We start from the raw sequence: 13,760 nt of genomic DNA, 5'->3' as shown, positions 1-13,760 counted from the left end.
TGCTACTTAATGAACGACAAAACGGAAGACCGTAGTGATCAATCAGAGTCTTACGACTGCACGGTTCGATCCGTACGAGCCGACGCAAAGCGCAACATTCATGCTTTGCTCCAGGCCGCGATGACTGTATTCGCAACTTCAGGAGTAGACGCTCCAATTCGGGAGATTGCGGAGAAGGCTGGCGTTGGCGTCGGCACGGTATATCGCCATTTTCCACAACGTTCGGATCTCATAGAGGCTGTCTTCCGACAGGAGATTGATGCTTGCGCAGATGCTGCTGAAGATTTAGCTGCTAAATATGAACCAGTTGAAGCATTAGAGCAGTGGATGCTGCGCTATTTGGACTTCATAGCGACCAAACGCGGACTCGCGGCGGCCCTACATTCAAAGGATCCGGCATACGAGACTTTGCCTGTCTGTTTTGTAGAGGAACTAAGTCCAGCTCTTAAAATCTTGCTTGAAACGGCGACCACTGCTGGTAAAATACGTGCCGATGTCGAACCAGACGAATTGCTGTGGGCCGTTGCGAGCCTCTGCACGGCGGTAGACAACGGAGATACGGTACATGTGCAACATATCATTTCTCTGCTCGTAGATGGGTTGCGCTATCGTGCGAACCGCTAACATCTCCAAGTGCTCAAGTTCATCTACGCAGCAAGACCATCAGAATATCGACAGTGCGCTCCCTCACCGGCTGATGCCGAGAAGGGAGCGCATTTTGCATTTCCTAGAGCTTCACTTGGATTCAAGTCGACCAACAGGACTGGCACTTTCCGACAAAGTCTTGTGTATTGCTGACCAGCTGGCATGATCAATATCGAGTGCATGGCGAAGGTAAGCCCACGTGACTCGCTGGATCAAGGCGACTTGTTCTGGATTTTCATCTGTTGTTTCCCTGACCTCATAACCTGGGATTCCACCAAGTGAGTGTTCTGCACCGAAGAGGGTGAGCAGGCTCTCGGCTCCCGGGCTTAAGAAGTAAGGATCGGCCATCCATTCTGGGCCGCGGACAGTCAACTGATACTTTTGCGGGACGTAGTCCTGGTCCCCAACAATTACAAGGCTGGGTGTAGTCATGTGTGCGAAGCTCACGTTCAGATGCGGCATATTCTCGGCTGCAAACGGTGTCAGGCTGTCTCCACCTTGCCCAGCGGTGGCAAACAGCACGCCTGCTTTGATGCGCGAGTCGGATAGGTCCTCTTCCTGCTTGGTCTCCGGGTTGAAAACTCGCAAACCCAGAAGATTGCCCGCCGTTTGGCCGCCGAAGGAGTGTCCGGCTGCGGCGATGCGGCTTCGGTCAAGGCGCCCGCTCAGGCCAGGAACAGCAGCTTCTAGAAAATCAAGCTGATCGAGGATGAGCTTCATGTCTTCAACTCTGGAACGCCAGATCCGAGGTGTGCGGGGGTCGTCCTTGGGGAGATTCACGGTCCTTGAGTCGAGATGGGTGGGTTGTATGACCACAAAACCGTGTGCAGCCCAGAAATCAACCAGCGGGCCGTAACCCTCCAATGACGAGCCAGAGCCATGTGAAAAAACAATGATTGGTAAGTTTCCACCAGTCGTCGGCGCGGATACTCTCACTCTCAGATCTTCCCCACGCCAAGGGGCTGATAGCACGATCTGTTTCACTGAAACGATTGGAGAGGATGTATTATTCATAATTTCCATAATAAATGTTCCTGCCCTTCTTTAAGAGATATAAGATTTGTGTTTGCCGCCGCCTATCATGTACCAAAGATAAGATGAGTTAAGCGGAACGGTGTTCCTATTATATACGGAACGTAGTTCCGTTTGCAATGTATTTTAAATTATTGCCCATTTTGATCCGCTAACACTTCAAACTTATTGGTAAATTTAGCGTCACTTTCATCTTGCCCCATTAAAATCAATCATGCTCTTGTCCCCAGACCTTGAAACATAAAGGGCCCCCAAAATTGGAGGCCCTTTCCCTAACCATGATGCTAAATCTCCAACCAAAACGTAGATGGATATTTGTTTATCTTGAAACCGACATTATGATCTTCTGAGTGTCGCTTAAAGAAACAAACCAGTTTTGTAGAATAATATTATGGTGTAAAATGATCTGTTCTGCACTTAATAAGGAAGACTCCGCGGTACTGTGGGCATCTTCTACTAGAATAACGTCATATCCCAAGCTAAATGCTCTTCTACATGTCGCATCAACACATATCTCCGTCTGAATTCCCGCGACAATCAGTCGATTAACGCCTAAATGATTTAAATGTGATTCAAGGTTGGTACCTTGAAATGAATCCGGAAAGTCCTTTTCAATTTTTACATCTTCAACTAACAAGGGTAAGTCGGGGTGAAGAGTCCAGCCTGAAGACGTTTTTGAGGTAATTGTCCCTAATTTCCCATTATGCTGCGTAAGTATAACTGGAATCTTACTTATGTGGGCCCAAGTAATAAGCTGCTTGATATTGGTTAATAATTTTTCACTGTTATGAATAAAGAGAGGGTTCTTAAAAGATCCGGTTTGCACATCTATAATCAATAAAGCTGGCTTATGGATCATAATTATCCCTCCTCTCCTCTTCTTCTTCATTAATTTCTAGAGGTTAGAATTTCCTGTAACCATAATTATATTCATCATTTTTTCCAACTTTACAGATATTAGAGAAAGTTCTTGCCCTCCGTTTGGGACAAGAGCTTTTTTCTGAACAAAAAGCAAATGTTGCTTGGGACGCTACGTCACAATCTATAATGAAAAAAATGTGATAAAAGGAGCTTTATATTATGACTGAAACCAAGGCAAAGGAACCGTACAAAATACTGTTGAGAGTATCACTAACGCTAACAACATTTCTTTTTATTGGATTGGTTCTTATTTGGATAGTTAAACGGGGAGAAATGTTACCATTTATAGCTTCCTTATTTATACCAAATGAGATTAGTATTTTATCCGCAATACTCATTGGTCTTATTTCCAGTTTGTTTATAACGACTATTGTTCTAGTTACATTCATTAAAACAAGAACAGAACTACCCCAAACCGAGGGATCAGATATGGTTAAAAAAATAATGATTAGACCAAGTGGTATAGCTGTATCTGCAATAGGCGGTGGTTTTTTTGAAGAATTCTTTTTTAGAGGCGTGCTCATTGGTTTATTTATTGGATACTCTTTAATAGTGGATTGGCTCGTTATTTTAATAAGCACTTTTCTATTTTGGGTAATACATGTTCCCCAATATAAAGGAGCCGTCGGCATCCTCACAGGTGTGTTTGTAAATGGTTTGATTTTTGCACTACTTTTTTATTTTACCGGGTCGTTAATTCCATCCATGCTTGCCCATGGGATTTATAATACTTCTATTGGAATTATTTTGGCGAAAAAATACAAGAAATGATTTTTTGAAAAGAGGAATGATATGAAATTAACAGTGAGTAAATTTGCAAAGCTGGCTGACACTACGGTTCGTACATTACGACATTATCGACAACTTGGAATATTAGTACCCACACAAAAAAATGAAAATGACCATTATATCTATGTAAACGAGGATTTTAAAAGGCTTCATGAAATCCAATTATTACAAAGTTTAGGTCTTTCTTTGAACGAAATTAAAGTCTGTTTTGAAAATCCGAAATATTCTTTCAAAGAAATAATCAGAGTTCAAGAACAATCACTTCAACAAAGAAGAGAAGCAATTGATTATTCTTTAGCTTTAATTAAACGAATACAATTGTTAACCGAGCAAGATCAACTCTTAGAATCAAACTCAGAAATACTCATGCTCCTTATGAATTCCATGCGTGTTGAGAAGGCTCAAAAAAGCTGCTTCAAAAGTATGTCTCTATGGATATTATTGATCAGGTGTTTCCAGAGGATATCTCTAAGCAAACGTACTTGGATGGACAACTATATAATTTGTTATTGCTTGTCCATCGAGCTATCGTGAACGATCTTAAACCAGATTATCCCTGCTTCCAGCAGCAGCTGCAAGACATAGTTGCAAATACTCCATTAAATAATCTGATTTTCTATAACGGGGTACATAACGAAGAACTGTATAAAAACGTAAAAGCCTATGAGTCGTTAGTGCCTAAGCATACCATGGATTTTTTAAAAGAAGCATTTGAGGTATTCAATACGAATTCTTCTCTAAAGGATTGAACCAATTCCCTTCTTCTTCCCGATCCAGTATGAGTCCTTGTACTTATTGAATTTTTATCCATAAAAGAAAAATATATGATATATTTGACAAGCAACTAAAACATATTCGGGAAAAGAGGATGTTATATGAAAAAAGTCTTTTTATCTTGTCTTGCCATACTCATGTTTTTGATTCCATTTTCCCCTGTGACTTCCGCTGCGAGTGGAGATCGGCTGATTTATGACACAATGTATAATGTCGCTGGTGGAGGGTTAGTGTCAAACAATAACAGATTTTCGTTTCAATTTGATAACTGGGGCGATGCGCAAATCTGGGACGTCAAGACACGCACGATGATATGGAACTCCAAGACTAAAGACACGAGAATACATAAACTCCAGATTAATTATTTCAGCGGTAAGTTGGTCATATCAGATCCGCAAAACACACCTTATTGGACATCGGATAACTTGGCGTGGGCTAAGGCATGGTATGGAGCAGACAATGTGCCAGCCAATCTTAGAGGTAATGTGTTGATCATGCAAACTGACGGCAATCTGGTACTGTACAACAATGAAAATCCGGCCTTGGGCTGGTATCCTGTCTGGGCTTCCAATACAGGTGGACATTAGACACCATAAACAGGCCTTGCAAGTGGATTCAAGCTCTCATCCGTTATTATGATGTAATGTGATTTTCTTAAAAAGTTGTTGTACACCAAAAGATCTCTTCACTAGTGAAGAGATCTTTTGGTATTTCCCATATAAAAACCGATGGAATCGGCAATCGATATGGCCATTTTGAGTGGCATCACTCTTTTGTTTTCGATAAAGTCGTAAACTCGTTCCGGTTGATTTATTTGTGCAATATGATGTTGCCCGTGCCAGACATATCTTTGTATTGCAACTTCTAAGCTCATGATTCCATAAGTAGACTTAGAACTGTAAAAGACCATAGTTTGCCGTTGTTTATGCGGCGCCAGGGTCTTTTACAGTTTGTTATTCGTTAGGCATTTCGTTAAAGAAAGCTACATCATCAACTGCCAACCTCACCGTCGGATGACCGGGCTTCGCCGCCTTGCCAATGGCGATTAACATAATCGGAATGTAGCGTTCTGATATGTGGAAAGCTTCCTTGAGCTTTGGTTTGTCGTAGCCGCCCATCGATACCGTGTCGTAGCCTTTAGCACGGGCGACAAGCATGAGCTGCATCGATACTAGCCCCCGTCGGTATACACTTTTTCGTGGATAGCCTCGGGTGGCATGCTCGAATACATCCCAGTATAGCGTTCCACGAACGATTTAGCTGTTTCTGCAGGCATGTAACCCGCTTCGACAGCCATTCCATAGATTTTCTCGGCCAATGTATAACACTCCAAATCTCCGAGTACCGCAATAACTGCCGAAGCCTCGACGACTTGCTGTTGATTGAATGCGATTGGAAGCAGCTTCTGCTTCAGCTCCGGCGAATCGATAACGAGAAAACGCCATGGCTGCAGATTAGCGGCTGAAGGAGCCAACGTGGCTTGTCGCAATATGTCGGTCAATTCCTCCCGCGAAATCTTGGCTTCGGCATTATAACTACGAACCGAACGGCGTTCTCCAATAACATCAAAAAAAAGTTGGTGCCCCATTGTTACAAATGGTTGTGAAACCGGCATGTTTCTTTCCTCCCTTTTGAAAAGCAGCATTCTTTATTTTCTTTCAATACAACATAAGTAGTTTGAACAACACTTGTTGTATTTATATGGTATAATACCAACCGAATGGTACGCAATCATCAATAAACATAAACCGTTGGATAGACAACACTACTTCTATAATGTCGTATTATTAGGGGAGATCTTAACGATGACAATTAAAAAAAATGATGCTGATCCTCGTGTGAAACGTACACGGCGACTCCTTCAGGACGCTTTTGCTTCATTAACTCAAGAAAAAGATTTTGAATCGATAACCGTTAGGGATATTGCAGAGCGTGCAACGGTTAACAGAGCGACTTTTTATGCGCACTTTGTCGATAAATTTGAGATTCTGGAAGCAAAATTAATGGAATCATTCATGACAATCATAAATCGAAGATTAACCGGTCACGAAGTATTAAATGAAGAAACCATTCAGAGTGTTTTTCTGGGTGTGTGCGATTTTCACGAGGGTTTAAGCACGATGTGCAAAAGAAGGTATACATCGCTTGGATCTGTATTCGAAATTCAAATAAAGGAAAAAATCCAATCGATTCTCCTATCCTTTATAGATAAAGACAAGATGCTATCAAGTCCAAACGCGTACTTATTAATAAATACATCTTCTATCATGTTAAGTTGGGGATGTATGGGGCCGCTTACGTTTGGAACAATGAAGGGTGTCAATTAAGTGCGGAAGCATTCGTTAAACAGACAATGCCCTTAATGATGAACGGAGCCAAAGAACTCCTCGGGTAGCACCTGGGATACATTTTTAAGGGACAACTTGCTTCTCCTCAAATGCTTACCCATTTAATGCAACTAACAAAAAAAAGCCCCTATTAAAAATACATAGTAGGCTGGTTTGTAACATTCCAAACGTTGCTCGGTCTGCTATGCTTCATTTGAGTCTGTCGATTACCCACGTCCGCCGTGAAAGGAAGGATATTTTGTCATGCCTCCATCAACGAACAGGGTAATACCTGTCACATAGCTGGATTCCGAAGAAGAGAGCCATACGGCAGCCGCTGCAATTTCTTCCGGCTTTCCGATATAACCGAGCGGCACCAGATCCTCAACCGATGTTCGCAGTTTGGGATTGGCGAATTTAACTGCGTTAATGGGCGTGTTAATTGCACCCGGAGCGATGCTGTTCACACGAATGCCCTTTGGCGCAAACTCCAGAGCTAGCGTCTCAGTCATCATCTTGACCCCGCCCTTGCTCGCGGCATAATGAAGGAAATGCGGCCATGGGATAACTTCATGTACACTGGAAATATTGATGATTCGGCCATTGATATCATGCTCCAGCATGTAATTCACGGCCTCCTTTGAACCGAGGAACGCTCCGGTTAGATTCACATCAATGACCCGTTTCCAGTCTTTCAAACTCAGCTCCTCTGACGGAACCTCGTTCTCAATGCCGGCATTGTTGATCATAATATCCAGGGAGCCAAAATGTTCATGCGCCGCCTGTACCAGCTCCTTTACGTCCTCTTCTTTGGAGACATCTCCCTTTACACCAATAGCCTGCCCACCGTACGATTTGATTTCTTGACATCAAATCACCGGATCTGTTGCCAGCGTACCGCGTACAATCGTAATTGTGATCCCAACAAGAGCCAGCGGTAATTGTACAGAAACGGTCCCTTTTAATTGAACTCTAGCGTTAGCTCGCTGTACATGGATGAAGCAAAATGCCGAAACGCTAATATGAAAAGGGGCTTCTCAAAAGCCCCTTTGATTAGACAGTTTCTTAACTGTTTCTTAGTGGTCCAGGAATACAAGCTGAATGAAGAACAATACGGCAAAAATGTAGAATATCGGATGAACATCCTTACCCTTTCCGCGAAGCAGCTTGAGTACCGGATAGAAAATGAAGCCTACGCCAATGCCTGTAGCAATGCTGTGCGTCAATGGAGTAAGAATGATAATCAGGAAAGCAGGAAATGTTTCTTCGAGATCCTTCCAATTGATTTTGCTGATCACACTAATCATAAAGTAGCCAACAATAATCAGAGCTGGTGAAGTAATCGCCGGGATACCTGATATCACACTTACGATAGGTGTAAAGAACAAAGTAAGAGCAAGCAGAACACTTACCGTTACTGCCGTCAGTCCTGTTCTTCCTCCTGCAGCCACTCCTGTGCTGGACTCGATATAAGCCGATGTTGGGCTCGTTCCAAGCAAAGCGCCTGTGGTAGTCCCTACGGCATCAGCTAATAGGGCGCCGCGTGAGCGCGGAAATTTGCCTTCCTTCAGCAGACCTGCTTGTTCAGCAACTCCGAGCATCGTCCCCGTTGTATCAAACAGCGTGATTAACAGGAAGGTAAATATGATGGTATACAAGCCATTAGAGAATACACCTGACAAATCTAGTTGGAAAGCCGTTGTCGTGAGGCCTTGCGGCATGGATACAATCGATTCCGGCATTTGAAACAGTCCCATAATCCAGGCAAGTATCGCTGTGACCACCATTCCGATAAACAGATAACCTTTAACATTGTACGCCATAAGCACTACAGTGATAATCAATCCGATAATGGTCAGGTAAGTCATTGGCTCTGCCAAGTTCCCAATCGTAATCAAATTTGATTCTGAATCAGCAATAATTCCTGAATTTTGCAGGCCTACCGTTGTAATAAACAATCCGATTCCTGCTGTTATCGCGTGTTTAAGGCTCGCAGGAATGGCATCAAGCAGCATGTAACGGAATGAGGTAAGCGATAAAATAATAAACAAGAGCCCTGCTATAAATACCGCTCCCAGTGCAACCTGCCAAGACACGCCATATCCGGCAACTACACTATAGGCGAAAAATGCATTCAGACCCATACCAGGCGCGATAACAATCGGATAATTGGACCCTATTCCCATAATTAGCGTCGCCACAATACTCGCCAACACCGTAGCAATGAATACTCCATTAAAGTCCATCCCCGTACTGCTGAGTATTCCTGGGTTTACGATAACTATGTATACCATCGTGAAGAATGTTGTGATTCCTGCGATGATCTCAGTTGAAACGGTCGTGCCTCTTTCTTTTAGTTTGAACCAGTTGTCCATGATAAAGCCAGCCTCCAACTTTCAATTTATTCACCCAAGCCAAAAACAAAAAAATCCTAATCATCGTAATAGGATTGTAATATTACCGCTCCTATATTCGTCATTAGGATTAAAAACTGAGATTCTAAACCAATGAAAAAGATACTCATTCTGTTTTAACCTGATGCCCCTTTCGAATTTTAATAAAAACAACACTCCTTGTCAACGAATTAACGTATTGTTCACAGTTATTTACGAACTATATTGAAATGAAATGGAGTATTCATTCGTTTTTGTCTTCATTTCGATTTTTCTCAAATTGTTCTTCTATATAAATTGAACTAAAGAATATTTACATATGCCACTCCGATGACAGAACAACCTTCCGATCCGCTGTTAAGCTTCCGATGTAGCTTTCTTTCAGAAAGCTTTTAGCTCCGCTTCTTCACGTTATTTCTGTCCTCTCCGTTATCGTGTAAATGTTTAGTTCAATTTATATAGATGTTCAGCGTATCTAAAAAGTCGATTTTTCTAGTTGATCTTAAATAAATGCCTGAGCTTTGTATGTAAAAAAACCTCTAAATCATTGAAGAAGTCTTCAACATTCAGAGGTTTATTTCGATTCGGAAATCTGTTTTCAGATCAAATTATGTTTTTTCGACCCAAATTAATGTGCAGTATAACCTCCATCAACAAGCAAGGTCGTACCATTCACGAAACTAGCATCATCGCTGGCCAGGAACAACACAGCTTTTGCTACTTCTTCTGGACGTCCAAGTCTGCCCTGCGGATGAAGTGAAGTTAAATATTGTTTACTTTTTTCATCTACGTTTTTCAATAAAGGAGTTTCAATGTATCCAGGACATACCGCGTTGACACGTATTCCCTCTTTTGCATAAGCAGTACATAAATTCTGAGTTAACAGCTTAACGCCACCTTTTGCCGAGGCATACGCTGTGGTTTTAGGCAACGCAACAAAGCTGTGAATTGAACCAGCGTTCACAATAACTCCGCCATTTCCTTGCTTAAGGAACTGTTCGATTGCATATTTATCGGAAAGAAATACGCCTGACAAGTTAATATCAATCGTACGTTTCCATTTATCATAGGATAATGCATCAGCGGTATCGTCATCGGCAACCCCCGCATTTGCATACATAATATCCAGTTTACCGTATTTCTCAACAGTTTCATTAATCATGTGCTTAATATCTTCTTCTTTAGTAACGTCTGTTTTGATGAATACCGTATCATGACCTTCCCCATTGAGTTCGGCAGCTAGTTCCTTACCATGATCAGAAAAGTCAGCAATGACGACTCTTGCTCCTTCTTGTGCGAAAAGACGAACGGTGGCTTCACCAATTCCACTGGCCCCACCTGTGACAATAGCAACTTTATCTTTTAATTTCATACGATTCAACCGCTCCATTCATCATTAGTTAAGTTTATATACATATTTTGTCCATTCATTACCATCTTATAAATCCTAATCGGACTCAAAAGATTCAAGACCTTGTACTCTTCAATCTTACTCTTTTAATTTTGAAATACTATCCTATAAAGTTCTGTGTAATAATGGATTGTATACCCCCCGTTTGTAGGGTATTTTATTTTGAAGGGAACGGCTTATTATGACACAATCTTTTCACCCATATGCTGAAATGACTTTTCAGGAATTTGTATTGTTTTTCAGAACGCATAGCAAACAGCTCGAAGAAAATACAAACATTTACTTGATCTCGGAAATTAACATCTCTGAAACACATCGGATCGAAACGGAAGCGCTGATGAAATCCTTCTTTCGCATATTTACTTATTCAGATATTGATAATATGGATCATCACTACTCTTCTTATTTGGACACCTGGGTTCAATCTCAGCTATCCATGTTAAATATGGCAAGCTTAAATTGGCTTCAAATTATTTTTGAAAAAGCTTTGCTGACACTATTGATTCAATTGAAACATCAGCGGATGATGGACCCTCTCATGTCCCTTTTATCTGTTTTTTCTTATCTATTACATAGCTTTCACAAGTGGGCAGATACCGGGTCTATTCATCATGATGCGGATGAAAATGACGAATTGAAGAAGCTCCGTCTTCTGGACCAATTAAACAAAATCCTAGTCAGTTCTTCCGGAGTTTCGGATCTAGCCTTTATCCTAAAAAAATGTGAGAAGTATTTTAATTATAAACGCTGCGTTTTCTATGCCTATGTACCTTGGTCCAACCAGTTCTATGGTGTCATCGGGGAAGAGCTTCCAAAGGTTCAGAGTATGAAGGGACAATTGACCGAGCAAAATGTAATCTTCAACTCCAAAAGACCGATCTATTTGAAAAATCCAAAGCCTTATCTAAGGGACGAGCATATCGAGTTATTTCACTTGTCTTCCATCATATTTGTACCGATTGCTCATGAGCATCAATTGTATGGCTGGGTTACTTTTGACCAAATGGGAGATTCATTTGACTGCACGAAGGGTGAACTGGAGTTGCTTGAAGAAGTGGGAAAGCGAATTGGGTTGTTTTTATCCAGGAAAGAAAAGGAAAACACCGCGAAAACGATGGCCATTCTGTTAACAGAAAGGGAGTCTACCGTTCTCAAACTTCTGGCAGAAGGATACGATAACAAGAAAATCGCTTCCTTGTTGTTCCTAAGTGAGTATACAGTGAGAGATTACGTAAGCAGCTTGATGATCAAGCTGCGTGCCAAAAACCGGACACAGGTCGTTGCCTCTGCTTTCCGTTGGGGTTTATTGAGTTAGTACATTGTGTTTGAATTCAATTCGTTAAAATAAAAGATCACCAACTTTTGTATCATGTTGATGATCTTTTATTTACTACTTTCACGTGCTTTATACCGTGCGATTTCTGGAAGCGCCCAAGCCGGACAGGAGCAGCAGAGCGCTAACGACAAGCAGCAGCAATAGCGGAGGGTTCCAGCTTGCTGTGATGTCATGAAGCAAACCGAACAAGATCGGTCCGGTTGCCGCCAGCAAATATCCAACGGATTGCGACATGCCTGACAAAGAAACTGTATCTTGGGCATCTTTCGTCCGTAAGCTTAAAAAGATCATGGCCAAGCTGAACGCACATCCCCCAGCAATTCCAAGTAAAACTGTCCATAATGAAATGAGAGCATTTCCCCCGAAGTAAAGGCCTCCCAATGAGACAAACAACAGGATAGTCATTATGATGACCAGTAAACGTTGGTTCTTCATGCGTCCCGCAACGATCGGCACGATGAACGCTACGGGCAGCGCAGCTGTTTGAAACAGTGATAACATCCAACCGGCGCTATCTTCACTCAAGCCTCGGCTTGTCATCATTTCAGGCAACCAAGCAACCAAAACATAGAATAAGAGAGACTGCATCCCCATAAAAATCGTAACCATCCATGCCAGAGGCGAACGCCACAGACTTCGCCGCTTGAGCACACCGCTTGTTGCCGCTATGGCAGACCCTCTACTCGCCCGAGCTTGAGGCAACCAGAATAGCGCGGCCAACAGAACGAGTACGCCCCAAATGGCGAGCGCGCCATTCCAGCCAAAACCGAGATCGCGGGCGACCGGAATACTGACACCGGATGCAATCGCCCCGGATAAATTCATCGACACGGAGTACACACCGGTCATGAGGCCGACTTGATGAGCAAAATTACGTTTGACCAGACTTGGAATGAGCACGTTGCATACCGCAATCGCCAGCCCAATCAAAGCAGTTCCTGCAAACAAAGACGCGGTTGCAGCCAACGAACGGATCGCAATACCCACCATGAGTAAAACAAGTGCATAAAGCAGGGTCCGTTCTACCCCAAAACGGCGTGCCAGAAGGGGCGCGAACGGTGAGAGCAGTGCAAAAGCAAGTAACGGCAGTGTGGTGAGAAGACCTGCTGTAGCATTCGACAGTCCGAGGGATTCACGAATCGAGCCAATCAATGGGCCTACCGATGTTAACGGCGACCGCATAATCATTGCAATTAGGACGATGCCAAGGATGATCGGCCAACCCAATGACAATGGCTTCTTCCTGATCGTTGACTTTGTATCGCTTAATACACTCATGGCTGCTCGTCTCCTTTGACCTCAAGAACAGCTTTCGATTCTGCAATATGACGGTGAACCGCTGCCACGGCACGATCGGCATCTTGATCAACAATCGCTTCAACCAGCTGCCGGTGCATCTCCTTGAAACTCGCGTCGATTTCATAACGAGTCAAGCTGATAATCGTATCTTGTGATGCGTCCGCGATATGGTTGTATAATTCGATCAAGATCTCATTATGAGACGCCGCGATGATGCCTTGGTGTAAACGGATATCCTCCGTTACCATTCCATCCATGTCACCGCGTGCTGCCGCCCCCTCCCAGCGTTCCAATTGGAGAAGAAGTTCGCGCGCCTCATCGCCCGTTCTGCGCTGTGCGGCAAGATGGGCTCCCTCGCGCTCAAGCGCATGCCGGACTTCCAATGTCTGCATCGTGTCGGAGCGCATGATTCGTTTATGTAGCACAACTCCCAGCACGCTTGAAGAGCAAACGTACGTCCCGTCCCCTTGCTTCGTCTTCAAGAGTCCTGCGTGGACCAACGCCCGAATGGCTTCCCTTAATGTATTACGACTAACATTCAATTCGACCATCAATTCCGGTTCAGCCGGAATACGTGTCCCGACAGCCCACTTGCCAGATTCGATCTGTCTTTCCATTTGCAAGGCGACTTGCTCGACCAGCGTCAGCCGATTTGTTTTCTGAAGCATAATTCAGTCCTCATTTCATCTATTTTATTTAAACGTAGGATGTTTGGTTAATAGGTACTTTAACACACTTATTTCCTCCAGACAACTCCTTCTCTAAAAAACTGCCTATAGTTAATCGGGACGAGAACTGTCCTGAACTTGGGAAGAAACTTGTTCCGCAAAGCA

At 43.1% G+C, this 13,760-nt stretch carries 11 protein-coding genes and 3 pseudogenes; 6 read left to right on the top strand and 8 right to left on the bottom strand.

Annotated features, from left to right (window positions below; translation table 11 throughout):
- Positions 1–9 precede the first annotated feature (9 nt).
- Positions 10–624 (top strand): TetR/AcrR family transcriptional regulator, encoded by a 615-nt coding sequence (locus ACTWJ7_RS18060; protein ID WP_285075511.1) that lies wholly within the window; start codon positions 10–12, stop codon positions 622–624.
- Between the two features lie 111 nt (positions 625–735).
- Here the strand turns inward: ACTWJ7_RS18060 and ACTWJ7_RS18055 are convergent, their stop codons facing one another.
- Positions 736–1,668 (bottom strand): alpha/beta hydrolase family protein, encoded by a 933-nt coding sequence (locus tag ACTWJ7_RS18055; RefSeq protein WP_301877049.1) that lies wholly within the window; start codon positions 1,666–1,668, stop codon positions 736–738.
- A 328-nt stretch (positions 1,669–1,996) separates the two neighbouring features.
- The gene (locus tag ACTWJ7_RS18050) at positions 1,997–2,536 is read right to left on the bottom strand and encodes a cysteine hydrolase family protein (protein WP_301877050.1); all 540 of its coding nucleotides are present in this window, start codon (positions 2,534–2,536) and stop codon (positions 1,997–1,999) included.
- Positions 2,537–2,757: 221 nt separating this feature from the next.
- On the opposite strand from ACTWJ7_RS18050, the gene ACTWJ7_RS18045 reads away from it, so the two are divergent.
- The 3 genes from ACTWJ7_RS18045 to ACTWJ7_RS18035 all read left to right on the top strand — a co-directional run bounded on the left by ACTWJ7_RS18045 (position 2,758) and on the right by ACTWJ7_RS18035 (position 4,748).
- Complete coding sequence (locus ACTWJ7_RS18045; RefSeq protein WP_301877051.1) at positions 2,758–3,369, top strand: CPBP family intramembrane glutamic endopeptidase; 612 nt, start codon at positions 2,758–2,760, stop codon at positions 3,367–3,369.
- A gap of 21 nt (positions 3,370–3,390) precedes the next feature.
- Positions 3,391–3,921, top strand: coding sequence for a MerR family transcriptional regulator (locus ACTWJ7_RS18040; protein WP_443145715.1), 531 nt, complete (start codon positions 3,391–3,393; stop codon positions 3,919–3,921).
- A 341-nt stretch (positions 3,922–4,262) separates the two neighbouring features.
- On the top strand, positions 4,263–4,748 hold the full coding sequence (locus ACTWJ7_RS18035) for a hypothetical protein (protein WP_079348979.1): 486 nt from the start codon (positions 4,263–4,265) through the stop codon (positions 4,746–4,748).
- Positions 4,749–5,114: 366 nt separating this feature from the next.
- Here the strand turns inward: ACTWJ7_RS18035 and ACTWJ7_RS18030 are convergent.
- Positions 5,115–5,776, bottom strand: a pseudogene (locus ACTWJ7_RS18030) (nitroreductase family protein).
- A gap of 190 nt (positions 5,777–5,966) precedes the next feature.
- Between ACTWJ7_RS18030 and ACTWJ7_RS18025 the strand changes: the two are divergent.
- Positions 5,967–6,556: pseudogene (locus ACTWJ7_RS18025) on the top strand (TetR/AcrR family transcriptional regulator).
- A gap of 159 nt (positions 6,557–6,715) precedes the next feature.
- Here ACTWJ7_RS18025 and ACTWJ7_RS18020 read toward each other — a convergent pair.
- From ACTWJ7_RS18020 to ACTWJ7_RS18010, 3 genes and pseudogenes are all read right to left on the bottom strand, one after another.
- Positions 6,716–7,354 (bottom strand): annotated as a pseudogene (locus tag ACTWJ7_RS18020) (SDR family oxidoreductase); the annotation flags it as partial.
- Positions 7,355–7,564: 210 nt separating this feature from the next.
- Complete coding sequence (locus tag ACTWJ7_RS18015) at positions 7,565–8,863, bottom strand: NCS2 family permease (protein WP_301877056.1); 1,299 nt, start codon at positions 8,861–8,863, stop codon at positions 7,565–7,567.
- Between the two features lie 646 nt (positions 8,864–9,509).
- Complete coding sequence (locus ACTWJ7_RS18010; protein ID WP_024633414.1) at positions 9,510–10,253, bottom strand: SDR family NAD(P)-dependent oxidoreductase; 744 nt, start codon at positions 10,251–10,253, stop codon at positions 9,510–9,512.
- A 220-nt stretch (positions 10,254–10,473) separates the two neighbouring features.
- Between ACTWJ7_RS18010 and ACTWJ7_RS18005 the strand changes: the two genes are divergently transcribed.
- Positions 10,474–11,607: a LuxR C-terminal-related transcriptional regulator gene (locus tag ACTWJ7_RS18005; RefSeq protein ID WP_301877057.1), complete on the top strand. Its 1,134-nt coding sequence runs from the start codon at positions 10,474–10,476 to the stop codon at positions 11,605–11,607.
- Between the two features lie 90 nt (positions 11,608–11,697).
- Here the strand turns inward: ACTWJ7_RS18005 and ACTWJ7_RS18000 are convergent, their stop codons facing one another.
- On the bottom strand, positions 11,698–12,906 hold the full coding sequence (locus ACTWJ7_RS18000; protein WP_079348987.1) for a CynX/NimT family MFS transporter: 1,209 nt from the start codon (positions 12,904–12,906) through the stop codon (positions 11,698–11,700).
- Positions 12,903–13,595 (bottom strand): FadR/GntR family transcriptional regulator, encoded by a 693-nt coding sequence (locus tag ACTWJ7_RS17995; protein ID WP_301877058.1) that lies wholly within the window; start codon positions 13,593–13,595, stop codon positions 12,903–12,905. The genes ACTWJ7_RS18000 and ACTWJ7_RS17995 overlap by 4 nt, the downstream gene beginning before the upstream one ends.
- Between the last annotated feature and the right edge of the window lie 165 nt (positions 13,596–13,760).

The organism is Paenibacillus sp. 1A_MP2 (assembly GCF_052244825.1).
Lineage (GTDB): Bacteria > Bacillota > Bacilli > Paenibacillales > Paenibacillaceae > Paenibacillus > Paenibacillus vandeheii.
The sequence above is the reverse complement of the archived record's forward strand: the minus strand, read 5'-3'. Positions and strand labels throughout refer to the sequence as shown.